The sequence below is a fragment of the Intestinicryptomonas porci genome (assembly GCF_033971905.1).
Classification (GTDB): Bacteria; Verrucomicrobiota; Verrucomicrobiia; order Opitutales; family Intestinicryptomonadaceae; genus Intestinicryptomonas; species Intestinicryptomonas porci.
This window is the reverse complement of sequence record NZ_JALBUT010000009.1, coordinates 78,659-102,986: the sequence shown is the minus strand read 5'-3', so window position 1 is coordinate 102,986 and position 24,328 is coordinate 78,659. Positions and strand designations below refer to the sequence as shown.

Below are 24,328 nucleotides of genomic sequence, written 5' to 3'. Positions count from 1 at the left end.
TATTTATTATACCCTTTTTAAATCCGCTTCCTTGGCTTCGACTGCTTTGTTGATTTCATCAATCTTTTTATCTGTCAAGTTTTGGATTTCCTTTTCTGCGCGCTTTTCTTCGTCTTCTGTGATGGCGGAGTCTTTTTGCGCTTTTTTAAGGGCGTCCATTGCGTCTCTGCGGATGTTGCGGATGCGCACTCTGCCTTGTTCTGCCATGTCGCGGCAGACTTTTGCAAGTTCGGCGCGGCGTTCGCCTGAAAGGGCGGGAATGGGGCAGCGGACGGCTTCGCCCATCACTGCGGGGGTAATGCCGATATTAGCCGCCAAAATCGCCTTTTCGATTTCTTTTAAAATGCCTCTGTCCCATGGCTGAATGCGGATTAGGTTTGAGTCGGGAGTGGTGATTGCCGCAACGTCCTTCATTCTCATTGAACTGCCGTAAACGTCAACCATGACACCTTCAACCATGCTTGGCGACGCCTTGCCGGTGTGGATTGTTTCAAAGTCGCGCAAAACGAAGTCGAGAGCCTTTGCCATCGCTTCCGCTGTTTTTTTGATTTCTGCGTTGATGTCCATTTTAATCCTTTTTTTGTGTTTTTTGAAATTTTTAAGATACGGTCGTGCCGATTTTTTCGCCTTTTACGGCGCGGAGAATGTTGCCAGGCTTATTCATGTCAAATACAACGATTGGTATTTTGTTGTCCATGCACATTGAAAATGCAGTGGAATCCATTACTGCGAGGCGTTTTTCGAGTGCATCAATATATGAAATGCTGTCAAACTTTACTGCATCGGCAAATTTCATCGGGTCTTTATCATAAATTCCGTCAACCTTTGTGGCTTTTAAAATGCAGTCCGCCTGAACTTCGGAAGCTCTTAGCGACGCGGTCGTGTCGGTTGAAAAATAGGGATTGCCCGTGCCTGCTACAAATATCACGATTCTGCCTTTTTCAAGGTGCCTGATTGCCTTTCTCACTATGAAAGGTTCTGCGACTTTTTCCATCGGGATTGCGGTTTGAACGCGGACTTGCACGCCTTCCGCTTCAAGGGCGTTCATGATTGCAAGCCCGTTGATGACCGTTGCGAGCATTCCCATGTAGTCGCCCGTAGTTCTGTCAACGCCTTTGTCTATTCCTTTCAGCCCTCGGAATATGTTGCCGCCGCCGACGACAAGGCAGATTTGCACGCCGATTTCGTGTATCTCTTTGAGCTGGCGTGCGAGGTCTTTTAAAATTTCGGGGGAGTGCGGGTCTTCGCCGTTTCCTTTAAGGGCTTCGCCGCTAATCTTTAACACTATGCGTTTGTATTTCGGAGTCATAAGAAAATTTTTGCGATTTTGGTAAAGTATTGTTCTTTGGGAAAAATTTTGCAACTTCAAATCCGCTTGCCGCTGTTTTGCGGGCGGACTTGAAGCTTTCAAAATTGCGCTTAGTACGATTTTGCGAAAACAACCCTCTGTTTTGAAGGTCTGCCGCTGAACGGGCAAATACCTTCTTCGCCGTCGCCTTCAAGCGGAATGCAACGCACAGTGACTTTGAGGTCTTGGCGCAACATGTCTTCCACTTCCGCGCTTCCGTCGAAATGCGCCATCGCAAAACCGCCGTGGATTTCGGGCTTCTTTTCGTTTTGCGGCGTGAAGAAGTCGTAGAAATCTTTTTTCGTATCTATTTTTACGGTGTTGTCTTGGCGGTATTTCAACGCTTTTGCAAACAGATTGTTTTGTATTTGCGTTAAAATTTCGGGAACTTTCGCGACAAATTCCGCGCGGGAAATCGCCTGTTTCGAGCCGTCGTCGCGCCGCGCCATGAAGAGGGAGTTGTTTGCGATGTCTCTCGGTCCTATTTCCAAGCGGATTGGAACGCCTTTTTTGACCCAGCCCCACGCCTTTTCGCCGCCGCGGATGTCGCGGGCGTCAAGTTCGACGCGCAAGGGCTTGCCGTCATAGCATATGCTTGAAAGCTCGCTTTGCAGATTTTTGCAGTACTGCATTACTTCCGCCGCGCTTGCCTCGTCTCTTATAATCGGCAAAATTGCGATGTGCGTCGGGGCAATGCGCGGGGGGAGAACCAAGCCGTTGTCGTCGGAGTGCGTCATTACAAGCCCGCCGATGAGACGCGTTGAAACGCCCCAGCTCGTTGTCCATGCGTATTCCTGCGAGCCGTTTTCCGAAAGATAGCGGATATTGCTTGCCTTTGCGAAATTCTGCCCCAAAAAGTGCGAAGTGCCCGCCTGCAACGCTTTTCTATCCTGCATCATTGCTTCTATGCAGTAGGTTGTTACTGCTCCCGGGAATTTTTCACCTTCTGTCTTTTGCCCGCAAATGACAGGCATAGCCATGTAGTTTTGGGCGAAGTCTTCGTAAACGCGAAGCATCTTGTTTGTTTCTTTGATTGCCTCTTCTTTTGTGGCATGCGCGGTATGCCCTTCCTGCCACAAAAATTCAGCGGTGCGCAAAAAGAGGCGTGTGCGCATTTCCCAGCGGACTACGTTCGCCCACTGGTTTACGAGAATAGGCAAATCGCGGTAGCTTTGAACCCATCTTGAATACATTTCTCCGATGATGGTTTCGGAAGTGGGGCGGACAATCAAAGGCTCTTCGAGAGGGGAAGAGGGGACTAATTTTCCGTCTTTAAGCTCCAAGCGCGAGTGCGTTACAACCGCGCATTCTTTCGCAAAGCCTTCAACATGCTCTGCTTCTTTTTCCAGATAGCTGACAGGAATAAAGAGCGGGAAGTAGGCGTTTCTATGCCCTGTGTCCTTAAACATTTTGTCGAGGACGCCCTGCATGTTTTCCCATAGGGAGTATCCCCACGGCTTTATTACCATGCAGCCGCGCACGGGGCTGTTTTCAGCAAGCTCGGCGGCTTTTATGACTTGCTGGTACCATTCGGGATAGTCCTGCGCCCTTGTCGGCGTTATTGCTGTCTTTGCTTCTTTTGCCATAAAAAATTTTTTGGAATTTAATATTTTGCCCCGAATGGAATTTTCGGGGCGTTTTAAGATTAGCCGATAAATTCTTCGTCAATCCATTTGCGCAGGACCTGCGGCACGCGGATTTTTCCGTCATCGGTTATGTTGTTTTCAAGAATTGCCGCAAGCACGCGCGGAATTGCCAAGCCCGAACCGTTCAAAGTGTGTACGAACTGCGACTTGCCGCCGTTTGCGGGGCGGAAGCGTATGCCCGCCCTACGAGCTTGGAAATCCGTAAAGCACGAGCAGCTTGAAACTTCGAGCCATTTTTGCTGACCTGCCGCCCAGACTTCGAGGTCGAACTGCTTTGCGTGCGGGAAACCTATGTCGCCCGTGCAAATCATCAAAACGCGGTAGGGCAGTTCAAGTTTTTGCAAAATCCTTTCGGCGTCGAGGCGGAGCTTTTCGAGTTCGTCCATCGAGGTGTCGGGGTGAACCCACTTGACAAGCTCTACTTTGTCGAACTGGTGCAGGCGGTTGAGCCCTCTGACGTCTTTACCCCAAGAACCCGCTTCTCTGCGGAAGCACGGGGTGTAGCCACAGCGGTAAATCGGCAAATCCTTTTCGTCGAACGTTTCGTTGCGGAAGAAATTTGTAAGCGGGACTTCGGCAGTCGGTATCATGTAGAAATCGTCCTGCGCGTCGTGGTACATTTGCCCTTCCTTGTCGGGGAGCTGACCTGTTGCCGTTGCGCTTGCCGCGTTTACCATAATCGGGCACATCATTTCCTCATAGCCGTTTTTCTTTGCTTCGTCGAGGAAGAACGCCAAAAGCGCGCGCACGAGGCGCGCCATGTCGCCGACATAGAACGGAAATCCCGCTCCCGTGACTTTTACGCCGCGCTGAAAGTCGAGCATCTTTTCAAAGAAGGGCAAATCCCAGTGCGGTTTTGCGTTTTTTATTGAATTTACGTCGCCCCATGTTGAAACGGTCACGTTGTCTGCTTCGTTTTTGCCCACAGGCACGGAGGGGTCGGGCATATTGGGGATTGTAAGAAGCATCGAGTTCCATTTCTTGTCTGCTTCGTCCGCTTCTTTTTCGAGCGATTTTACCTTTGCCGACACTTCTTTAAGCTCGGCGATTTTCGCCTTGAATTCATCGCTTCCCTTGGGCAGTTTTGACATTTCCAAATTCGCGGCGTTTTGAGCCGCGCGCGCTTCTTCGGCCGCGCTTACTATTGAGCGCCTCTTGGCGTCAAAGTCCAAAATAGCGTCCAAATCGCAGTCAAATTTTTTCAGTGATATGGCTTTTTTCAGCCTTTCCGGATTTTCTCTTAACAGTTTAATGTCTATCATAAAAGTATTAAAATGGCACTTTTTTTTGATTTTTCAACAAAGATATTTGACTTTTTTCCATTTAAATTAGACAACTTTTTTTCGATTTTATAAATTTATGGCTAATAAAACAGAAAACATGGAAAACAACCAAAATAATCCTGCTGAACAAGAAGAAAAGCAGTGCGGTTGCGCTTGCCACAAATCAGAACATTCCGAAAAATCGGAATGCGCCTGCCATTCAGATGGCGAGTGCGAATGCAAAAAGGATATTTCAGAAATCGAAGAACTAAAAGCCGAACTTGAAAAGGCTAAGGCGGAATCCGCAAAAAATTACGACAATTACTTGCGCTCCGTCGCCAATCTCGACACTTACCGCCGCAGGGTTTTGCGCGACATGGAAGAAATCCGCAAGTTTGCGATACAGCCCTTTGTGGAAGAGCTTTTGACTTCGGTTGACAATCTCGAGCTTGCCATAGAGCACGCCCGCAAAAACGAAGATTTCAAGGATATGATTGCGGGCATTGAAATGGTGCTTGGGCAAATCAAAAAAGTGTTCAATAATTTCGGAATTGAGGAAATCCGCCCGCTCGGCGAAGATTTCGACCCGAACTTTCACGAATGCGTGGCGCACTCTCCGAGCAGCGACTATCCCGAAAACAAGGTGTCGTCGATAATGCGCACGGGCTACAAGCTGAACGGGCGTTTGATTCGCCCCGCAAGCGTGGTCGTTTCAAGTGGAGCAGACAAGGAATAATATGCCCGAAGACTATTACCAGATGTTGGGCGTTTCAAAAGACGCCTCTTTGCAGGAAATTAAAAAGGCGTACCGCAAGCTCGCCATAAAATACCATCCCGACAAAAACCCCGGCAACAAGGAGGCGGAAGAAAAGTTCAAGCAAATATCCGACGCCTATCAGGTGCTTTCCGACGAAGAAAAGCGCGCCGCCTACGACAGGTACGGACATGCGGCTTTTCAGGCGGGCGGCATGGGCGGACCTTCTGGAGCGGCAGGCGGCGGCATGGGCGGTTTTAGGGACGCCTCTGATGTTTTCAGGGAATTTTTCGGAAGCATGGGCGGCGGCATGGGCGGTTTTGAATCGTTCTTCGGCGGCATGGGCGGCGGCTCTTACGAGGAGCATTCCGACCCCAACGAGCCTCAGCGCGGCTCCGATTTAAGAATGGAGCTTTCGATAACTTTGGAAGAAGCGGCAAGGGGGGTTGAAAAGACCATACGCTATTCGCGCCTTGCGGTTTGCAAAACCTGCGGCGGATTTGGCACTACCGACAAATCTTCAAAGAAAACCTGTCCGACCTGCAAAGGCAGCGGGCATGTAATGACTTCTTCGGGCTTTATGCGCTTTTCGCAGACTTGCCCCAAGTGCGGCGGCAAGGGCTATGTAATTGAAAAGCCGTGCCAGACTTGCGGCGGAACGGGGCTTGTGAAAGAAAAGGCTGAGACTGTGATAAAAATCCCCGCAGGCGTTTACACGGGTTCGCGGCTTCGCAAATCGGGCGCGGGAAACGCGGGCGAAAACGGCGGCGAGGCGGGCGACTTGTATGTCGTGATAGAAGTTTTGGAAAACGACGTATTTGAGCGCGACGGCGACGACTTGCGCTTTGACATGCCGATTAAGTTTACGCTTGCGGCATTGGGCGGAAGCGTGGAAGTTAAGACCTTGACAGGCAAAGTTTCGCTGAAAATTCCCGCGGGCACGCAGACAGGGACTGTGTTCCGCTTGAAGGGGCACGGAATGCCCAAACTGCGCGGCGGCGGCAACGGCGATGAATATGTGAAAGTCCATGTTGAAGTACCCAAAAACATGACTTCCGAACAGAAATCGAAGCTCGAAGATTTTGCGAAGGCGTGCGGAGACGACGCCAATAAAGAGCCGTCGTTCTTTTCGAGGGCAAAGAAATTCTTCTCGTAAAATTTCAAAATCCATTTCGGCGGGGCGCGATGCTCCGCCGTTTTTTTTGCGCGTTTAACTCCTAAAAAAAGCTTGTAAAATTTGCGAGGCGGGCTAATTTTGTATTTTAATTTTATGGCAGAAAGTTATCAAGTTATAGCAAGGCGGTACCGCCCGCGCCAGTTCGATGAATTGGTCGGGCAGGAACATATCGTGCGCACGCTTAAAAATGCCATAGAATCGGGCAGGATAGGGCACGCCTATTTGTTTGTCGGTCCGAGAGGCACGGGCAAGACGACTGTCGCGAGAATTTTTGCAAAGGCCCTCAATGCGGACGGCGGTCCGAACGTGCATCCCGATAACGACAACCCAATCGCAAAATCCATAATGGAAGGTTCCTGCATGGATGTCGTTGAAATCGACGGCGCGTCCAACCGCTCCATTGAGGAAATACGCAAGCTGCGTGACGACTGCAAATACTCTCCGACCGTATGCTCGTATAAAATTTACATTATCGACGAAGTGCATTCGCTTACTTCCGACGCCTTTAACGCCCTTTTGAAAACACTCGAAGAGCCGCCCGCGCACGTCAAATTCATTTTTGCGACTACCGAAGCCCACAAGGTTTTGGGCACGATAACTTCAAGATGCCAGCGTTTTGAGTTCAGACCCATTCCCGAAGACAAAATCGCCGCCCATCTTGCGTACATATCAAAGCAGGAGGGTATTGACGCTTCCGAAGACGCCTTGAAAGCAGTTGCGCGCCTTGCAAACGGCGGTATGCGCGACGCCCAGAGCATTCTCGACCAAATGATTTCTTTCTGCGGCAAGAAAATCGGCGTCGAAGATGTTGTGTCGGTTTACGGTCTTGCCTCTTCCGCCCGCATTGAAAGTTTGGTAAACTTTATGGCGGAAGGCAATTACGCCGAAGTCGTAAATTCGGTAAATTCTTTGATTGCCGACGGGTGCGACCTTTACAGGGCTTTGTGCGACTTGCAGATTTATCTGCGCGAGGCAATGCTTGAATCTTTCAAAACAGGCTGGCGCGATTTTGGCTCGAAACAGCTGAGCACCGAACAGATTATGCGTATGCTCGACGTCTTGCAAGGCTCTGAAAAATCCTTGAAAAACGGTCTTTCAGAAAGGGCGAATTTCGAGGTCGCGCTCTTGAAAGCAGTGGAGCAGAGCAGAACGAGGGCGTTAAACACTTTGATTAAAGAACTCGAAAAGCTTTCGGGCGCGCCCCGCGAGGTGCAAAAAAAAAATAGCTGAACTGCTAAACAAGGTTTTTGCCGAAGAGCGCGAGTTCGCCGCGGCATACTCGCCCATTGTCCGCAAAAAAATCGCAAAAAAAGAGCCGCAGGCGGAAAGCTTGCCTGCCCGGTCCGAAGTGCGTGTTTTTGACGATACAACTTTGGAATTTGCGAACGCAATGCGCCAAATTTCGCCTGAAATCATAGATTTGTTGAAAGGTCAGTTCAACGCGTCCATAACTGCCCTTTTGCGCGGGGCGTTTAAGGAAGAGGAAAATGTCGAATACGTTTCTTCCGAAGATGAAAGCGAATCTTCCCAAGTTGACATGGATGATTCCGATGAAGACTTAAACGATGATTGACATTTTTAAGCCGATTTTTTTAACACCTGCCATGGCAAAATCATCGCTTGATTTTAGAAAGTTTTTTTAATGATAAGTGTTAAAAAAAATACGCAATAATAAAAAAGCCTCCCGAAAAGGAGGCTTTAAATTTTTAGGAAGATGTTTTTGAGAGGTGTTTACGCTGGCTGAAAACGAGTTTTCCATCTTTTTCTGAAACCTTTACGAGACCGCCGTCCTTTTGAATTTTTCCTTTCAAAAGCTCTTCCGCCATCGGGTCTTCAAGCTCGCGTTCGAGCGCGCGCTTTAAAGGTCTTGCGCCATATTTTTCGTCCCATCCCTTTTCGACCAAAAATTCCTTCGCACTGTCGTCAAGCTTGATTTTCAACTTCTGCTCGTCGAGCCTTTTTTCGATTTTGGCAAGCTCTATGTCAACGATTTTGCCCATGTCTTGGCGCGAGAGAGAGCGGAATAAAACGATGTCGTTTATGCGGTTTAAAAATTCGGGGCGAAACACTTTTTTCATTTCGTCCAAAACTTTTTCCTTCGTTTTCTCGTAGTCTGCTTCTGCGTCTGTTTCCGCGCCGAAACCGAGAGACTGCTTTTTTTGCAGTATGTGCGCGCCGACGTTGCTTGTGAGAATTATGATTGTGTTTCTGAAATCCACGGTGCGCCCGAGGCTATCGGTCAGGCGTCCGTCTTCCAAAACTTGCAAAAGAAGCTGGGCGACATCAGGATGCGCCTTTTCAATTTCATCGAACAAAATCACGCTGTACGGTCTGCGGCGCACTTTTTCGGTGAGCTGCCCGCCGTCTTCGTGCCCGACATATCCCGGGGGAGAGCCGATTAGGCGGGAAATTGAAAACTTTTCCATGTATTCTGACATATCGATTTGAATGAGCGCGTCTTCGTCTCCGAACATTTGAAGGGCGAGCGTCTTTGCGAGGTAGGTTTTGCCTACGCCTGTTGGACCGAGAAACAGGAACGAGCCAATAGGTCTGCGCGGGTCTTTCAATGCCGCTCTCGACCTTCTTAAAGCCCGCGCGATTACGCTTGTCGCCTCGTTTTGACCTACGACTTGCTCGCGCAAAATTTCTTCGAGTTTCAAAAGCTTTTTGCTTTCGCTTTCTTCCATTCTCGCAAGCGGAATGCCTGTCCACGACGAGACAACTGCGAAAATATCGTCTTCTCCGACTTCGGAAATTTTTTCTTCCATTGATTTTCGCCAGTTTCTCAGTATGTCGTCGCGCTGGAGCGAAAGCTGTTTTTCGATGTCGCGAAATCTTGCGGCGTCTTCGAATTTTTGTTCGCGAACGGCGTTTTCCTTTTCAGATGCCGCGTCTTTTATGCGCTTTTCGATTTCCTCGATGTTTTCGGGGCGTTTCAGCATTTTTATGCGCGCGCGCGAGCCTGCCTCGTCAATGACGTCTATTGCCTTGTCGGGTAAAAAGCGGCTTGTGATATAGCGTTCCGAAAGCTTTACGGCGGCGGCAAGTGCGGCGTCGGTATAGACGCAGTGGTGGTGCTTTTCGTAGTTTGCGCGAATGCCCTGCAAAATCTTTATGGTGTCGTCAACTGACGGCGCGTCAACTTTTACGCTTTGAAATCTTCTGTCAAGCGCACTGTCTTTTTCGATGAACTTGCGGTATTCGGCAAGCGTGGTTGCCCCTATGCACTGCAATGCTCCGCGGGAGAGGGCGGGCTTAAAGATGTTTGAAGCGTCCATTGCGCCGTCCGCGGAACCCGCGCCGACGATGGTGTGAAGTTCGTCGATAAACAAAATTACGTCTTTTGCCTTTTCGATTTCTTCCATCAGAGCCTTGATGCGCTCCTCAAACTGCCCCCTGTATTTTGTGCCCGCGACCATTAGTGCCATGTCGAGCGCGATAACCCGCTTGTTTGCGATTATGTCGGGGACGGCGTTTGCGGCTATCTCCTGTGCAAGCCCTTCCACTATGGCGGTTTTGCCGACGCCTGCTTCGCCGATTAGAACGGGGTTGTTTTTTGTGCGGCGGCAGAGAATTTGTATGACGCGCATGATTTCGTTCGACCTGCCTATTACGGGGTCGAGCTTTCCTTGGCGGGCTATTTCAGTCAAGTCTCTTCCGAAAGCCTTTAACGCGCTCTGGTTTTGGCGCGGCTCTCCCTGCTCGTTTGCTTCTTGGGGAATATCGCCCACGAAATTCGGGTTAAGTTCCGACAAAATCAAATTCTTGCAGGTTTTTATGTCAACTCCCATCGACTTTAAGACCTGTTGAGCCGCCGAATTTTCATCGCACAAGATACCGAGAAGCAGGTGTTCTGTCCCGATGTAGTTATGCCCCAGTTTTGTGGCTTCCTGCGCGGCAAATGAAAGTGATTTTTTGACTCCCTCGGAAAGTTCGAGTGTTTGCATTGTGGCATTTGAGTCTCCAATGCCAATGTTTTTTTCGACTTCCGCGCTGAGGTTTTCCAAATTTATGCCCATTTTGCGCAGGACGTTTACCGCGACGCCCTGTCCCAAATTCACGATGCCAAGCAACAGGTGTTCCGTCCCAACGTAGTTGTGTTTAAGCTTTAACGCCTCCTTTTTTGCAAGCGTTATTGCCTGGTTTGCTCTTGGTGTCAACTGCATTTTAATTCTCCTTAAAAATTTTTAATGATGCGCAAAAACAAAGCTGTTTCAACAATTTTTGCGCCCTCCCGACATTGAGTTTTTCAAATATGGAATATCGGACTCTGTTTTGCAAAGTTAAGCGCGTTTCTTGCGGCTGCCAAAAACGGGCTTTTTAAGATTTTTAATTGCGGACTTCAAAACCGCCGCCCTTTTTATATCGCGCATTTTTGGCGTAAGCTCTTTCCCTTCGGAAAGGTGGGCGGGGCGGATTTTCAAAAGAGTTTCGTCAATCAGTATTTTCGATTTTGCGGGCATAAACCCCATGTCGGAGGCGAGGCGAAGTGCCGACAAACATTCCGTTGCCTCGCTTGTCGAAATCATTATTGCGCTTTCCAAAATCGCCCATGCGCGCGCAATTTTATCGAACAGAGCTTCCGGATTTTCCTCCAACATTTTTTGGCGCGCGTTTTGTTCAAATTCCGCAAGCTTTACGCAGATGTTTGTGATGCGCTCGATTATGTCTTGTTCTGAAAAGCCGAGAGTCTGCTGGTTTGAAATTTGGTAGAACGCCCCGACGGGGTCGCTTCCTTCGCCGTTTGAGCCGCGCGCGACAATCCCGAGCTGGTTTAAGCCGCGCGTTATTTTTTCCATGTCGTCTGACATCGCAAGCCCCAAGAGGTGCATCATGACAGACGCCCTCATTCCCGTTCCCGTGTTGGTCGGGCATGCCGTCAAATAGCCGTATCGGCTTGAAAAGGCGTAAGGCAGGTATTTTTCTATTGAGTCGTCAATGGAGTTTATTTTTTTCCAGAGGGCTTTCAGGCACAAGCCGCCTTCGATTACCTGAATTCTCAAATGATCCTCTTCGTTTACCATCACGCTTGCCGCGGCGTCGCTTGAAATGAACACCCCGCGCGAGCCTTTGCCCTGTTCAAGCTCGCTGCTTATCAAGTTTTTTTCAAGCAGAATGCGGCTTGTTTGCGGCGGTGTTTCTTCGAGGTTGCAGTATGCGCCGTTTGCGAACTTGCGCATTTTTAAAATCGCGCTTTGGCACCTGTAAAAAATTTCAGTTCTTCCTTTGTCGGAAATCGCCGTCTGAAAAATCTCTCCTGAAAGATTGCGCGCAAGGCGTATGCGCGAGCTTATGAATATGGCTTCGCCGCATGGCTTTATTTTTGCGCAACAATCGTTTAAATTTTCCATGTTATTTTTTTTCGAGGGCGTTTATTTTGTCCCGTATTTTGGCGGCGTCTTCATAGCGTTCGTCTTTTATGGCGCAGTCAAGCTCCTTTTTAAGGGAGTTTATCGAGTCTTCCTTGGACTCCGATTTTGGCTTAGGATTTTCGAGGCTTTCCTTTGAAGCTATAATTTCCGCGAGCGTTTCCGAGGCGAATTTTTCAAAGTCCAAACCGTCTTCGCAGGGGGAATTTTCCCCGCTTTCGGCATTTACAAGCGGAAGCTCCGTCTGGTTTGAATCTTCCTTTTGCTTGTGCTTTAAAAACGATTTCGGCGTCTTGCCTACGTGCTTTATCGCGCCGTGCAGCTGCGCCATGATTTCCAGCACACGCTTTTCAAAAGCCTTGTAGCATTCGGGACATGAAAATCTGCCGCGCTTTTCAAATTCTTGAAAAGTCGTTCCGCACTTGGGGCAGGAGATTTCTGTTTCCTTTGTCGGTTTTGGAAGCGAGGACGCCATGTCCAAAATCTTTTCCTCCAATTTTTTTATCTGCGGAAATATTTCAGCGGGAAAGCCCGACGAATATAAATTTGCATTTTTTTGCGCGCACGCCTGGCAGAGGTGCATTTTTATCTTCTGCCCGTTCACGATTTTAGTGATGTGCACTGTTGCGGGAGCTCCGCATATGTCGCATTTATATTCCATATTTTTTGTGCCGTTTTCAGGCGAGCTTTAATAGGTCTTCGGTTGATGGGATATCCCTTATTATTTGAGATTGCATGGGGCCCACACCGATATATCGCAAATTCGGCGTTTTCATTAAGCCGAAATCTCTTCCCGCGACATCTAAAATGCTCTTTAAGCAGAATGCCACATAGCGTTTTGCTTCTGTCGGCAGTTTGTCGAAAGAGCGGATTTTTGAAATGTCTTCTTTCCAGCATGGAAGCTGGGCGTAAACGGGTTTTAGGTTTTTGCGGATTAAGTCGGAGCGCGGAACGCCCTTGTATATTTTGCCGTCTGCGTCTTTATAGGAAGTGCAGACCAAGAGTTCGCCGCCTTCGCGCCAGTCGCCTTCGTAGGAGAGGGCGTCGAGCTTGTTTATCACGATGTCGTCGTATCCCGCGTAGCGGAGGGCGTCGCCTTTTTCGACGGCGTCGAACCAGCCGACCATTCTTTGGCGACCCGTGCTTGTGCCGAATTCAAGCTTCTTTAATTTTACCGCGAGCGGATGGGCATCGTTCATTTGCGTTAGGAAAACGTGCGTGCCGACTTTCGTGTCGTACGCCTTGCAACAGCCCAAAATGTGGAGCGGCTGTACGGGAAGCCCCGCGCTTTGGAAAAACTCGGGAGAGCTTGTATGGCTTGCCGTAACGTTCGGCGGGAAGCCGTGGCGTTTATCGAGCCAGTAGCTTTGCCCGAATTCGCCGACTATGTATCTGCCTTGCGATATTGCGCCAAGGCACGCCATGCGCACATCGCCGATATTTTTTGCGAGCTTTTGCCCCGCCTGCCAATAGGTGTCTATAATGCAGTCGAAGTTTAGCTCAAACGGGTTTTTACCGTTAAATTTGTGGAAGTCGAATTCCTCTTTCGGGAAAACTCCTTCTTCTATTGTCTGCGCGTTTGCGCGAAGCTCCGCGTTTGTCAGTATGTCGAAAAATTCGCCCCACTTTTCGGGAGATGTCTTGCAGACGTATTTTATAGTGTCGCAGGCGCGTTCAAGGCGCGGGCGCATTTTTGCGGCGAAAGCTTCCTTTGTCCCCAAAAAGTCGCAATACCAGATTTGGAACTGCCCGACTTCGTCCATGTAAGACGGGGTTATGCCCCTGCCTGTCGAGCCGCGCGGCTCTTCCTTTAAAACTTCCACTCTGTAGTTTTCCCACGCAAGGTCGAGAAGCCTGTGCCCGACGTCGCTTAGGAGAGTGCGTTCGTCGATTAGAAGCCTGTCAAAAATTTTATATCCCTTCTGTTCGAGGGGGACGCCTTCCCAGAGGAATTTGCGCGGATCTGCGACAACTCCCGCCCCTATCGCGAGGGTTTCGACGTCTTTTTCTATGACGCCGGCAGGCAGCAAATTAAGCTTTACTCCGCCCGCCGTATGGCCTGAATTTGCGCCTCCGTTAACTTTCATCACAATAGCCGCGATGTCGGCGCGCTTGGTTTTGTTTTTCAGTTCGTCTATAACTTCGTAAATCAGGCGGCCTTTGCCTTCGTCTCCCATGCTAATGCCGATGTCGGCAATCAGTCTGCCTTTAAAATCTGTCAATGCCATAATAAACCTTTAAATCCTTTAAAGATGGCTTTTTGCCGAAAATGGTCAAGCATCTTTTACTTATTTTGCAATTCTTCGAGCTTGTCCGACAATTCCTGCCATTCTTCGTAAAGCCGCTCAATGTTCTTCTTTAAAATTGAGTGGCGTTCGAGGGTTTTTTGGCTGTTTTGGGCGTCTTTGAAGAAATCGGGGGCGGACATCTCGTTTTCGTAAGACAAGCATTCGTCTTCGCTTGAAGAAATTTCGTTTTCGATTGCCTCTATGCGCCGCTTTATTTTGCCCATTTCGCGGTTGTTGGCGGATTTCAACGCCTTTTGCTCTTTGTAAGATATGGCTTTTTCATTCGGCTTTTTTTGCGAATTTGGGGCGTCGAAGACTCCTTCCAAGCGTATTTTTTCGATGTAATTTGAAATGTTGCCCGCAAATGTCCTTACGCCGCGCTTTCCGATTTCGACGACTTTGGTTACGATGGGGTCCAAAAAATCCCTGTCGTGGCTTACTATCACAAAAGTGCCCGCATAGTTTGCGAGGGCTTTTTGCAGGACTTTTTTAGAATTGATGTCGAGATGGTTTGTAGGTTCGTCCAAAATGAGAAAGTTAAACGAGCGCAGGAGCATTTTTGCGAGGGCAAGCCTGTTCTTTTCGCCGCCGGAAAGCACCGCGACTTTCTTAAACACGTCGTCTCCGCTGAAAAGGAAAGAGCCGAGAAGCCCGCGGGCCTTGAATTTTTCGCCTTTCGGCGCGGCGTTTTCCGCCTCTTCCAAAACCGTGTTTTGCGGATTTAGTTCCGCCGCCTGATGCTGGGCGAAATACGACATTTCCACATTGTAGCCAAGCTCTACTTTCCCCGCGTCGAAGCCGAGCGTTCCTGCCATGATTTTTGCAAGCGTGGTTTTCCCCGCGCCGTTTACGCCGACAATGGCAATTCTTTCCCCGCGCTCGACTTTAAGGCTGACATTTTTTAAGACATGCTTATCCCCGTAGCTTTTTTCGAGATTTTCGACATTTATTACAACTTGGCCGCTCCTTGCGGGTTCGGGGAATTTAAATTCAATGCCGCTTTCTGTTTTTTCGATTTCTATTCTTTCGATTTTGTCCAGAGCTTTTATCCTGCTTTGGACTTGGGCTGCTTTTGTGTTTTTAGCCCTGAATCTTTCGATGAATTTTTCTGTTTTTTCGATTTCTTTCGCCTGGTTTGCCGCCATTTTTTCAAGCAGATTTCGGCGGATTACAGATTCTTTTTCGTAATAGGAATAGTTGCCGGCGTAGATTTCGAGCCTGCCCGCGCTCAAATGGAAGGTCTTTTTCGTAAGCAAGTCCAAAAAGGAACGGTCGTGGCTTACGATTATCACTGCGCCCTTGTACGACTTCAAGTAGTCTTCAAGCCAGGTTATAGACTCTATGTCGAGGTGGTTTGTCGGCTCGTCGAGCATCAGAAGCGACGGCTCTTTCAAAAGCAGTTTAGCAAGCGCAATCCGCATGCGCCAACCGCCGGAAAATTCGGAGCATTTGCGCCCGATGTCGTCGGGGGAAAAGCCCAAACCGTGCAGAACCGTCTCTATTTTCGAGCGCAAACGGTAGGCGTCGAGGTCTTCGAGCTTGCGTTCCAAATCGCCGATGTCTTCTATCGTCTGGTAGTATTCGCCCGATTTTTCGTCGAGAATTTTGAGGCGGTCTTCGGCGTCTTTCAGGCGTTCTTGAAGCTCTACAATGTTTTCAAAAGCCGATTTTGCCTCGTCAAAAAGCGTTTTTTCGGAAATATCAGAAATATCTTGGGCGAGGTAGCCGACAGTGGCGTATTTGGGGCGCGACACAGTTCCTTCGTCGCAGTCTTCAAGCCCCGACAGTATTTTAAGGAGTGTGGATTTACCCGCGCCGTTTGAACCCGCCAAGCCTATTTTATCATTTCTGTTTATCACTGCCGAAATGTTGTCGAACAGCTTGCGCGCTCCGAAAGCCAAAGATATGTTGCGTATTTCTATCATTTAAAAAAGCTTGCGATTTTTGATTTCGGCGGGTTTTTATCAAGCAAATTTTTACTTTTCCCTTTCCAAAACTTCGGCGCGGCGTTTTAAATAGGACTTGTGCGAGGCTTTCCCAAGCTCGGTGTTGTAGTATTTTTTATAATATCTGGCTTGCTCTTCCAAGTCTGCGGCGGGGGGAATGTGAGACTTTGCCTGGGCATACTTCATTCTGGCAAAAATCGCGCAAAGCTCGTCGCTTAACTGCAAGTCTTCAAAGCGAATTTGTTTGTCTTCGCCTGCGTAGTTTTTCTTAATTTCCTTGTAAAGTTTTGGATGATTGGTTTTTATCGCCCTGTTCCAGAGATCTATAAAAGTGGCGTACTCAACCTGAAAAAGCCCTATTGCCGTTCCGTTTTTGTCTTGAAATCTGGGGCGCAGCCCGCTTTCGGTGCAGGCCGTTCCGAAAAGGAGCTCTCGGGCGGCGGGCGTGTCGTAAATTTCTTTTGTCCCGTTTACCCGTTCGATGAACGAGCATGCGTTTTTTATCACGCTTCTTGCTTCCGCTTCCGTCAAAGTTCGGCTTACTCCCGAATGTTTCTTTTTTAGCGAGAGCAAATACCGCTGTTCTGCGGGCGTTAGCGAAGATGGAAACGATACGTCAAAATCGGGGGGCGTCAGATAAAAAAACACCCATGCAAAAGAGGCGAGAGCCATCACAAATCCCAAGCCTTTGATTCCGTCATATTTCCTCTTTGCCGCCATTGTCATTTTTTTTTACAATTTTTCTTGTGAGTTTTGCAAGGTATTTTAATAATGAAAACAATTATGGAAGAAAAAGCTTTAAAAATCTACTTCGCGGGCGCGCTTTTTAACTCAAAGGATTTAATCGGCAATAAAATATTGGCAGAAACCATAGAGCGTCTTGCGTCGAGATATAAAATTGTTCTTCCTCAAGACTTGGAGCAGGGCAGGGCGTCTCCGAAAAGCATTCGCGATAGCGACTTGAAAAATCTGCTTGAATGCGATATGGGCGTTTTCAATTACGACGGAAGCGAGCTTGATTCAGGCACTGTCGTAGAGTTTATGTTCGCCAAATTTTCCGACAAACCCTCTCTTCTTCTTCGCACCGATTTCAGGGGAGGGGGCGACCAGACTTACGGCGGCGGCGAGCCTTGGAATTTGATGACTTCATTCTATCCGCGCACGAGAACCCTTCTTATTGACTCCGCAAAAACATACAAGGATTTTTTAAGCGGGGAAAAGTTTGATTTAAACGGCTACTGCGAATTTATGGCGAAAAAGATAATATCTGAACTCGATGTTTTGACTGAGAGCCTTCCCGTTATGCCGAAAAACTTGCGCCCATCTGTCGAAGACTGGATAAAAATACTCGTAAAATAGCATTCTCTTTTCAACGCCTTGAACGCATTTTGGAGCAATTCTGCAAAATCAAAGAGAAATTTCTATTTAAATGCCATATTCCGCCACAAAAAAACAGCTGGAATTGGTTTTTGAAGAGTCGCCAATTTGGTGCGCGCAATAAATTTTATAAATATTTGCATGCCTTTTTTATCGAAAATAAATAGCAAGGCAAGTACATTGCATTTTTGCACGCTTTTTTGACAAATTGGTAATAAAAGAAACCATCGGTAAAAAAGAGTTTTTGAAGAAATAGATTTTGCCTAAGTGAAGTTTCGCCCTCCGCCTGCTCCCTTCGGGGCGTTCGGACTGTAACTCCACTGCCGGCCAAATAAGGGAAATAGGTAAAATAGACAAATAGGTAAATAGATATAATGTTTCCATTGTGGAAAATTTTTATTCCATTTGGGGCATATCGTTAAGCCAAAATCGTAAGAGCTTTGACTGGATTTCCTCTAGATTTTAGGTCAATTACTAGGGACTTACGGCATTATGCCCACAAAAAAGCAGCGAGTGCAAAAATGGCAATATGCTGCTTAACAAAAACATACCCGCGCCCCCACGTGGAATCGAACCACGATTTAGCGTTTAGGAACAAATAGAACATCGTTAATTGACAGCAACTTGCGCGATTTTTTCGCAGTGGTAAGGCAATCCCTTACCATTTCGCATTTTTGACAGGAAAGGATTTGGCATGAAGAACAGATCACCTTCCTTTCCAAAAAAAGTTGCTGAGAAAAACCGCGAGCGCTGGGTCGTTTACTACTTCGACACAGAAAAGCAAAAACGATGGGCGCGCAGGTTTTCAACCGAAGCCGAAGCCCTCGAATTTTTCCGCGAGAAAAACATTTACGACGAAAAGCTCGGCGTCGAAGCCGACAGGATTTCGCCAAACGACAAGCGCGAATTGGTCGAGGCAAAGATGCTGCTCTCCCCCTTGCGGGTGTCGCTTACAAACGCAGCCCTCACCTATGTGAAGCTCACGAAAGATTTGGAAGCGCACGGCATAAGCCTAAGCCAAGCCATAGAGGAGTACAAATCGCTCGCAAAGCTAAAGGAACGCTCCGCAAGTTTGGACTTCGCCATCGACAAATACTGCTATACGCTCTTGAAAAAGGAGCTGTCGAGCGAATATGTAACGGGGGTCGAGCGCACTCTTGCCCGCTTCATGGGCGATTTCGGTAAGGAACGGATAGTCTCGCTCATAACTGGCAGGGAAATCTTCCAATGGCTCATAAACCTCAAAAAGCGCGAATACGACGACAGCGACACGCTGACAGTTGACGGACGCCCCATGAAGGTTTTCAAGGAGACGCAGAAAGACTTGGGGATTTATTCGAGAAACGAATATAGGCGCACGCTCTATTCCTTCTTCAAATTTTGCAAGATGCAGGACTGGCTCGACGTAAACCCCGTTGAGAAAGTGGAAAGCTGGCGAGCAAGGGGCAGAACGCCCCAAATATTCACGCCCGAAGAAGTGCGCAGGATTCTAAACTCCACGCCGCCGCAAAGCGAAATCCGCGCGTTTACAGCCATAGCCGCCTTTACAGGAATACGCAACGCCGAGCTAAAAAGGCTGACTTGGGACAAAATAAGGCTCGACGACCGAGAAATCATACTCGACAGCGAAATTACAAAAACGGCGTCGCGCAGAATCGTAAAAATTCCTGAAAACTTGGCGAAATGGCTCGAACCGTACGTCTGGGATCTCGGCACGAAGAAAAAGATTCTTACAAGGCGAAAGGTTCCAGTGTTAAAAAAGCTTCACGAGAGCCTCGGCAAAGGCAACTGGATAAAGAACGGACTGCGCCATTCAGCGGCGACCTACTACCTCGCCCTGACAAAGAACGCATACCTAACAGCCGAGCAAATGGGACACGCCGTAGATGTCCTAAAACAGCACTACAACGGCCTTGCCCGCGAAAAGGACGCCATAAAATACTTCGATATTCTGCCATAAGAATAACAGCGGGCACTCCAAATTCCGCATATGTGCGGAATATGAGAATATCAAAAATGGCATTTTCTAAGGTTAAGGCGTTTTCTTAGAAAACACTGACAGCATTTTCTAAGTTGGTGGCACTTTCTTAGAAAATACTATCTACTTTTTCTAAGTTGAGACCTTTTTCTTAGAAAATGCTTTGTTTTTGCATTACTCCGCTATCTATTCGCCAGTCGGTATTTTTGGCGGGGATTGTTTTTGATGTTGGACGTTGGCACAATAAAATTGCCGTCCAATGCGGGCACGAGATAGTTCTTCCTGAAATTCGCGCGGTTTTTCAGCCCCAATTTTGCCATGATTTCCATGGCGGACATTTCCCGATTCCCCATGGTCTTTATGAGCTTGTCTATGTACTCGTTCTCGGAATGGGGAGCGGGAGCGGCAAACTGTTGCAGGGCTTTTTTAAGGGCTTTAAGCATAAATTCGACAAATTCGGTTGAATTTCCGTTCTTGTTTGCGATGTTCAACACATCGTAATATTCCTGTTGATTCTCATAAATGACCGTTTCTATCGGCAAATATGAAAATATTTTGTTCCATTTGCTTAAAATCAGGCTCTGCCAAAATCGCCCCATTCTGCCGTTCCCGTCCGCAAACGGGTGTATAAACTCAAATTCATAATGGAACACGCAGCTTTTAATTAAAGGGTGGACTTCGGACATTTTAAGCCACCCCATCAAACGCTCCATGAGCGCGTGAACTTCGCTTGCGGGCGGCGCCATGTGGACAACTTCGTCGCCCTTGAAAACGGCAACGCCGCCGGTTCTAAAATTGCCGCTGTTTTCGACAAGACCGCTCATCATTGCGGCATGGGCTTTCAGCAAGTCGGAAATCTTGTGCGGCGAAAGCTGCGAGATTAGCCCGTAGCAGGCGTAGGCGTTTTTTACTTCGTCAATTTCGCGCTTCAGCCCCAGCACCTTTTTGCCGTCTATAATCGCGCTTACCTGCTCCAAAGAAAGCGTGTTGTTTTCTATCGCAAGGCTCGAATGAATTGAGCGGATTTTGTTGTCCTTGCGCAAATGTATGGGCGCGGAGACGTCGGAAAGCGCGCCTACCATCTCCGATATTTCCGCGACAAGATTCAACATGTCGGCACTTATGGAAAATGGCGGATTATAAAAGTATTCCATGCTTGTTATAATCGCAAAATCCTATGAAAATTTCAAGCAAAAACATACAAGTAACATACAAGTAGCGTACAAGCTATGACAAGCTACGAAATATTCTGGCAAGGGTTCGGAGTTCTTGCACTTTATTAAAGGCGTTGTTGATGTTTTCAGCATTCGCATTCTCCGAAGCCGACTTGCCGTTATCCCTCGATTTAAGCTCTTTTAAAAACACATTCTGGATTCTTAGCGGCGCATAGGTTATTTTTCTGATGACTGTTCTTAAATCCTCTGTGTAAGTCTTTGCAAATATGCGCTTCATTTCTTCGGAATCTTCGCCCAAGGCTACAAGGGCTTGGACGTACATAAAGGCTTTCTTGTCGGCAATTCGGGACAATTTAAGCGGGATATGCCTAAATTCTACCGGTCTTGGATATTCAAACAGATCAAACTCAAATTTTTTGTTTGGACCAGTGCTTGGAAATACAAAATCGCCGCTTTTGTCTAAGCCAAAATACGCAAAGGTATCTGCTAACGTCGGAAAAATCTTCCAAGAGAATCTTCGCGCTATGGCATTGGCAATGGATTGATGTTTTGGCCTATATCCATAGGGAAATTCTTTTGTGCAGATTCGCTTATAATATAGAGAATGCCCAAGAGCGTCGATTTTCTTTGCCAGAGTAAGACGCCTTAACGCCGTTCTGATTGTGTTTTGGTTTGCGATGTCCGCAAAATCTGTTGACGAAAATACCCTGCCGCTTTCCAAAAAACTGATTGTTCTAAGAATTTGTTCCTCTACTGTCCGCTTTACCATGAAACGAAAAATACATAAAAAGCGTTTCAAATCAAGCGCATAATCCATTTATTTTTAATCCCATTACCATTTGATAATAGCCTATTTGAGAATTTTTATTTGGCTGTTTTTCAATAGGATAAATAAATGATATAAAAAACGAAACACGCGGTAAATTTTGCGGAAAATGGAAGTTTATATTTTGGGATTCCACTTGTAACACCAGTGATACATTTCACCCATTCAAGCAATTTTTGCCAAATATTTTTGCGCCATATAATCTAAAAACGACACACTTTTATTTTTGTGTCGTTTTTCCGCATACCAATTCTTTTTTGTGCAAATTTACGACAGTTTATTTTTTGAAAATTTTGACACGGCGTTATTTTGTGTATGGGAAAAAGAAAATACGAAAAAACACAAACATTAACGCAGTCTGACGCAAGCGACAGGCTTTTTACCCGCGCGGAGGTTGCGCAATATCTCAATATTGGAACAACCTTCATTGAGCAACTTCGTAGGCAGGGGAAATTGCCCAGTTATCGGCTTTCAGGCAAATGCATTCGATACAAGAAAAGCGATTGCGATGTCTTGCTTGAGCATTGTTTTATAGTTCGCCCGTCGGCGAAGAAAGGTGAATAGCATTATGAAAATCCGCACTATAAGCCAAATTTTAGGCGAAGAAAACGAATCCATTTTCGGTTTTGACGGCGTTATAATCGAGAAGGACTTTTTAAGCAAAGGGCAGACGTGGGTAATTTCGGGCGCGGCAGGAATCGGCAAAAGCGTTCTTGCCATGCAGCTTGCCCTCGGGCTCGCTTTTGGAGAAAAAACGCTGGGGCTTGAAATTTTTAAGCCCGCCAAAACGCTTTTGCTCCACAACGAAAATCCGATTATCGACGAGAAGATTTATTTTCGCGGGATTGTCTCGCAGTTCGCGCTCGACGAGAAGCCGAACGCTGACAGGCTAAACGAAAACCTGCGCATCGTCTGCAAAACAGGCCGCTACTATTCGGTGGACGAATTCATATCGAAACTGGACGCCTCTTTAAGCGCGGGCAAGTACGATGTGGTAATTGTGGATTCGCTGTCGTCGTTTGTGCATTGTAACTTTTCAGACCATGCGGCGGTTGCCGACCTCTTTTGCAAAATAAATGGGCTAAAATCGAAGCACAACTTCGCAATGGTCTTGATCCACCACTTCGACAAGCCGATGTTTTGGAGCAAAAGGTTTCACCCCGCAAAATGGTGCATGGGCGGAAAGGCAATCGGGGTTTACGCGAACTTAATGTCGGCGCTCGTGGGGACGAAAGAGGAGTCGGTTTTCTCGTTCAGGCATTATAAGCCGTTTGAGGATTCCGAAATTTCTCAGACGCTCATCGCGCAATGCCAAAACGGCAACACAGCTTGGGAAGAGGTGGAAAATGTCTAGGTTTGTAGAACAAAAAACTCCGCAATTTTTTGCGACCATGGAGACGCTTTCGGAAGCCTACAAAGAGTTTTACGAAAGCGAATGCCCCATTGACGCATTTCCGAGAGCTATCCGCGACGTCGCAAGGACGTATTCCGTTGGCAGAAATCTGCCAATGGAGCTTCTTTGCTTCTGCGCCTGCGGAATTTTAAGCGGCGCTATGGGCAGAGTGTTCAAGGCGAAAAACGCAGTAAGCGGCGGATACACTCAAACTGGGAATATCTTTGTCCTCGGTGTGGGCGAAAGCTCCACTGGCAAAAGCGCGAGCATTCGAGCCCTTTTCTCCAACTTGGAAAGAAGGGTTCTTGGCGAAATCTCCGAATACGAAAAGGAGCTTGAGAAATTCAAGAAAGCGAAGGCAAAGCTCATGCAGGACAAGCTTAACGGCGAGGACAAATTGGGCTTTGACGACGAAATTGCGGACACGCCCAAACTTCCGAGAAACCCCGACTTTATCGTGAAAAATTCGACGTCGGAAGCCATGATAAAGGCGATGGAAGCAAGCGGCGGCGAAATCTTTTCGGTATGCGAGGAAGCCCGCGACAGCATCTATATTGTGGCGGGCAACTATCGCAAGCAGGGCGACGACACCGAAACGCTAAACAGCGGCTGGTGCGGCGAGCCTATAAAGCACAACCGAATTGTAAACGGGATTTCAAGCGTTCCCAACCCCTGCATTTCCCTGCTTTGGATGGTGCAAAACGACGTCATCGACACCATCGTCTCAAAGAACAAAGGCAGCTTTATCGGCAGCGGGTTTCTTGGAAGATTCCTCTATTGCAAGGGCGCGCCAAAGGCCATTCCAGACTCGAAAGAAATTATCCCGCTTGACGAATCCGCAATTCTCAAATGGGAAACGCTTCTTGCGGAGACTTACCAAACCCGCAAGAAAGGCTTGCCAGTCTGGTTTGACACCGACCAAGACGCCTTCGAGTATTTTTGGGACTTCGACGCATTCAACACGGAACTCATGAACGGCAAACTGCGCACGCAGGCTTCTTTGCTTGGCAAGGCAAGGGAAAACGCAATCAGGCTTGCGGTCATTTTCGCGCAGGCGGAAGGCGCGGACCGCATCACTGCCGACATCGCAAAACGCGCATGCAGGGTTGTATCGTATTCAACCTGCGTTTCGGTTGTTTTGTTCTCAAGCGGAATGCTTCCAGAAATCGAAAACGACAGGGCAAAAATGGACGCCATGATTCGCCAAAACGACGGCTTATACAAAAAAATCAGCTTTTTCGACCAGTATTCAAGCCTTCGGTCTGAACGTGTAGAATTTATCGTCCATACGTTCCCTGACCTTTACGAAATCGTCAAAAAAGGCAAAGGAAGATACGTCGTTTTGAAAGATAGACTATCCGACGCAAAACAGGCGCTTGGCATCGAAACCGACGATGACGACGATCTGTTTTAGCAAATAGGGAAAATAGGGAAATAGATAAATAGGTGTGAGACCTGCCAGTCGGGGAGAAAATAGGCAAATAGGTAAATAGGTGAAATAGACCAATAGGTTGCAATGCGCATAAAACTTGAAATTTAGTTGACTTTCAAACCGACATCTGGTCTCATGCTTTCTTTATCCCGCCCCTGTAGTTCAACGGATAGAACGGGCGTTTCCTAAACGCTAAATCGTGGTTCGATTCCACGTGGGGGCGCGGGTAAGTTTCTCTAAATTAGCGAATTGCAAACAGGAAGAGATTCGTTGAGTTTACCGGCATAATTGCGTAAGTCCTTAATAATTGACTAAAATTTTGGTAAAATCCTTCCCAATTCCTTACCATTTTTGCCA

Annotated in this window: 21 protein-coding genes and 1 tRNA gene; 10 read left to right on the top strand and 12 right to left on the bottom strand. The window is 47.6% G+C overall.

Going from position 1 to position 24,328, the window contains the following annotated elements:
- Positions 1-6 precede the first annotated feature (6 nt).
- The 4 genes from frr to serS form a co-directional block, all read right to left on the bottom strand.
- Positions 7-567, bottom strand: a complete 561-nt coding sequence (gene frr / locus MOX91_RS08185) for a ribosome recycling factor (RefSeq protein WP_370397597.1) — start codon at positions 565-567, stop codon at positions 7-9.
- A 31-nt stretch (positions 568-598) separates the two neighbouring features.
- Positions 599-1,309: a UMP kinase gene (gene pyrH, locus MOX91_RS08180; RefSeq protein WP_370397596.1), complete on the bottom strand. Its 711-nt coding sequence runs from the start codon at positions 1,307-1,309 to the stop codon at positions 599-601.
- Between the two features lie 110 nt (positions 1,310-1,419).
- A complete protein-coding gene (gene proS / locus MOX91_RS08175) occupies positions 1,420-2,934 on the bottom strand; it encodes a proline--tRNA ligase (RefSeq protein ID WP_370397595.1) in 1,515 nt (504 codons plus the stop codon).
- Positions 2,935-2,993: 59 nt separating this feature from the next.
- Positions 2,994-4,256: a serine--tRNA ligase gene (gene serS, locus MOX91_RS08170; RefSeq protein ID WP_370397594.1), complete on the bottom strand. Its 1,263-nt coding sequence runs from the start codon at positions 4,254-4,256 to the stop codon at positions 2,994-2,996.
- Positions 4,257-4,353: 97 nt separating this feature from the next.
- On the opposite strand from serS, the gene grpE reads away from it, so the two are divergent.
- The 4 genes from grpE to MOX91_RS08150 all read left to right on the top strand — a co-directional run bounded on the left by grpE (position 4,354) and on the right by MOX91_RS08150 (position 7,760).
- Complete coding sequence (gene grpE / locus MOX91_RS08165; protein ID WP_370397593.1) at positions 4,354-4,992, top strand: nucleotide exchange factor GrpE; 639 nt, start codon at positions 4,354-4,356, stop codon at positions 4,990-4,992.
- A gap of 1 nt (position 4,993) precedes the next feature.
- Positions 4,994-6,166, top strand: coding sequence for a molecular chaperone DnaJ (gene dnaJ, locus MOX91_RS08160; protein ID WP_370397592.1), 1,173 nt, complete (start codon positions 4,994-4,996; stop codon positions 6,164-6,166).
- 114 nt (positions 6,167-6,280) lie between these two features.
- Complete coding sequence (gene dnaX, locus MOX91_RS08155) at positions 6,281-7,417, top strand: DNA polymerase III subunit gamma/tau (protein ID WP_370397591.1); 1,137 nt, start codon at positions 6,281-6,283, stop codon at positions 7,415-7,417.
- Positions 7,418-7,517: 100 nt separating this feature from the next.
- Positions 7,518-7,760 carry a hypothetical protein gene (locus tag MOX91_RS08150; protein ID WP_370397590.1) on the top strand — a complete coding sequence of 81 codons (243 nt, stop codon included), beginning with the start codon at positions 7,518-7,520 and terminating at the stop codon, positions 7,758-7,760.
- A 133-nt stretch (positions 7,761-7,893) separates the two neighbouring features.
- Here the strand turns inward: MOX91_RS08150 and MOX91_RS08145 are convergent, their stop codons facing one another.
- The 6 genes from MOX91_RS08145 to MOX91_RS08120 all read right to left on the bottom strand — a co-directional run bounded on the left by MOX91_RS08145 (position 7,894) and on the right by MOX91_RS08120 (position 16,510).
- Complete coding sequence (locus tag MOX91_RS08145; protein ID WP_370397589.1) at positions 7,894-10,353, bottom strand: ATP-dependent Clp protease ATP-binding subunit; 2,460 nt, start codon at positions 10,351-10,353, stop codon at positions 7,894-7,896.
- Positions 10,354-10,470: 117 nt separating this feature from the next.
- Positions 10,471-11,538: an ATP--guanido phosphotransferase gene (locus MOX91_RS08140; RefSeq protein ID WP_370397588.1), complete on the bottom strand. Its 1,068-nt coding sequence runs from the start codon at positions 11,536-11,538 to the stop codon at positions 10,471-10,473.
- 1 nt (position 11,539) lies between these two features.
- The gene (locus MOX91_RS08135) at positions 11,540-12,217 is read right to left on the bottom strand and encodes a UvrB/UvrC motif-containing protein (protein ID WP_370397587.1); all 678 of its coding nucleotides are present in this window, start codon (positions 12,215-12,217) and stop codon (positions 11,540-11,542) included.
- Positions 12,218-12,233: 16 nt separating this feature from the next.
- Positions 12,234-13,784, bottom strand: a complete 1,551-nt coding sequence (locus tag MOX91_RS08130) for an adenylosuccinate synthetase (RefSeq protein WP_370397586.1) — start codon at positions 13,782-13,784, stop codon at positions 12,234-12,236.
- Positions 13,785-13,840: 56 nt separating this feature from the next.
- Positions 13,841-15,769, bottom strand: a complete 1,929-nt coding sequence (locus tag MOX91_RS08125; protein WP_370397585.1) for an ABC-F family ATP-binding cassette domain-containing protein — start codon at positions 15,767-15,769, stop codon at positions 13,841-13,843.
- 51 nt (positions 15,770-15,820) lie between these two features.
- Positions 15,821-16,510: a hypothetical protein gene (locus tag MOX91_RS08120; protein WP_370397584.1), complete on the bottom strand. Its 690-nt coding sequence runs from the start codon at positions 16,508-16,510 to the stop codon at positions 15,821-15,823.
- 51 nt (positions 16,511-16,561) lie between these two features.
- Here MOX91_RS08120 and MOX91_RS08115 point away from each other — a divergent pair, with 51 nt between their 5' ends.
- Positions 16,562-17,149: a nucleoside 2-deoxyribosyltransferase gene (locus MOX91_RS08115; RefSeq protein ID WP_370397583.1), complete on the top strand. Its 588-nt coding sequence runs from the start codon at positions 16,562-16,564 to the stop codon at positions 17,147-17,149.
- 712 nt (positions 17,150-17,861) lie between these two features.
- Positions 17,862-19,127: a tyrosine-type recombinase/integrase gene (locus MOX91_RS08110; protein ID WP_370397582.1), complete on the top strand. Its 1,266-nt coding sequence runs from the start codon at positions 17,862-17,864 to the stop codon at positions 19,125-19,127.
- Positions 19,128-19,327: 200 nt separating this feature from the next.
- On the opposite strand, the gene MOX91_RS08105 is transcribed toward MOX91_RS08110, so the two are convergent.
- On the bottom strand, positions 19,328-20,299 hold the full coding sequence (locus MOX91_RS08105; protein ID WP_370397581.1) for a Fic family protein: 972 nt from the start codon (positions 20,297-20,299) through the stop codon (positions 19,328-19,330).
- A gap of 73 nt (positions 20,300-20,372) precedes the next feature.
- Complete coding sequence (locus MOX91_RS08100; protein ID WP_370397580.1) at positions 20,373-21,089, bottom strand: DUF6088 family protein; 717 nt, start codon at positions 21,087-21,089, stop codon at positions 20,373-20,375.
- A gap of 372 nt (positions 21,090-21,461) precedes the next feature.
- On the opposite strand from MOX91_RS08100, the gene MOX91_RS08095 reads away from it, so the two are divergent.
- The 4 genes from MOX91_RS08095 to MOX91_RS08080 all read left to right on the top strand — a co-directional run bounded on the left by MOX91_RS08095 (position 21,462) and on the right by MOX91_RS08080 (position 24,194).
- Positions 21,462-21,710, top strand: a complete 249-nt coding sequence (locus MOX91_RS08095; RefSeq protein ID WP_370397579.1) for a helix-turn-helix transcriptional regulator — start codon at positions 21,462-21,464, stop codon at positions 21,708-21,710.
- A 4-nt stretch (positions 21,711-21,714) separates the two neighbouring features.
- Positions 21,715-22,500: an AAA family ATPase gene (locus tag MOX91_RS08090; protein ID WP_370397578.1), complete on the top strand. Its 786-nt coding sequence runs from the start codon at positions 21,715-21,717 to the stop codon at positions 22,498-22,500.
- Positions 22,493-23,953 carry a DUF3987 domain-containing protein gene (locus MOX91_RS08085; RefSeq protein WP_370397577.1) on the top strand — a complete coding sequence of 487 codons (1,461 nt, stop codon included), beginning with the start codon at positions 22,493-22,495 and terminating at the stop codon, positions 23,951-23,953. The genes MOX91_RS08090 and MOX91_RS08085 overlap by 8 nt, the downstream gene beginning before the upstream one ends.
- A 169-nt stretch (positions 23,954-24,122) precedes the next feature.
- Positions 24,123-24,194, top strand: a tRNA-Arg gene (locus MOX91_RS08080).
- Positions 24,195-24,328 lie beyond the last annotated feature (134 nt).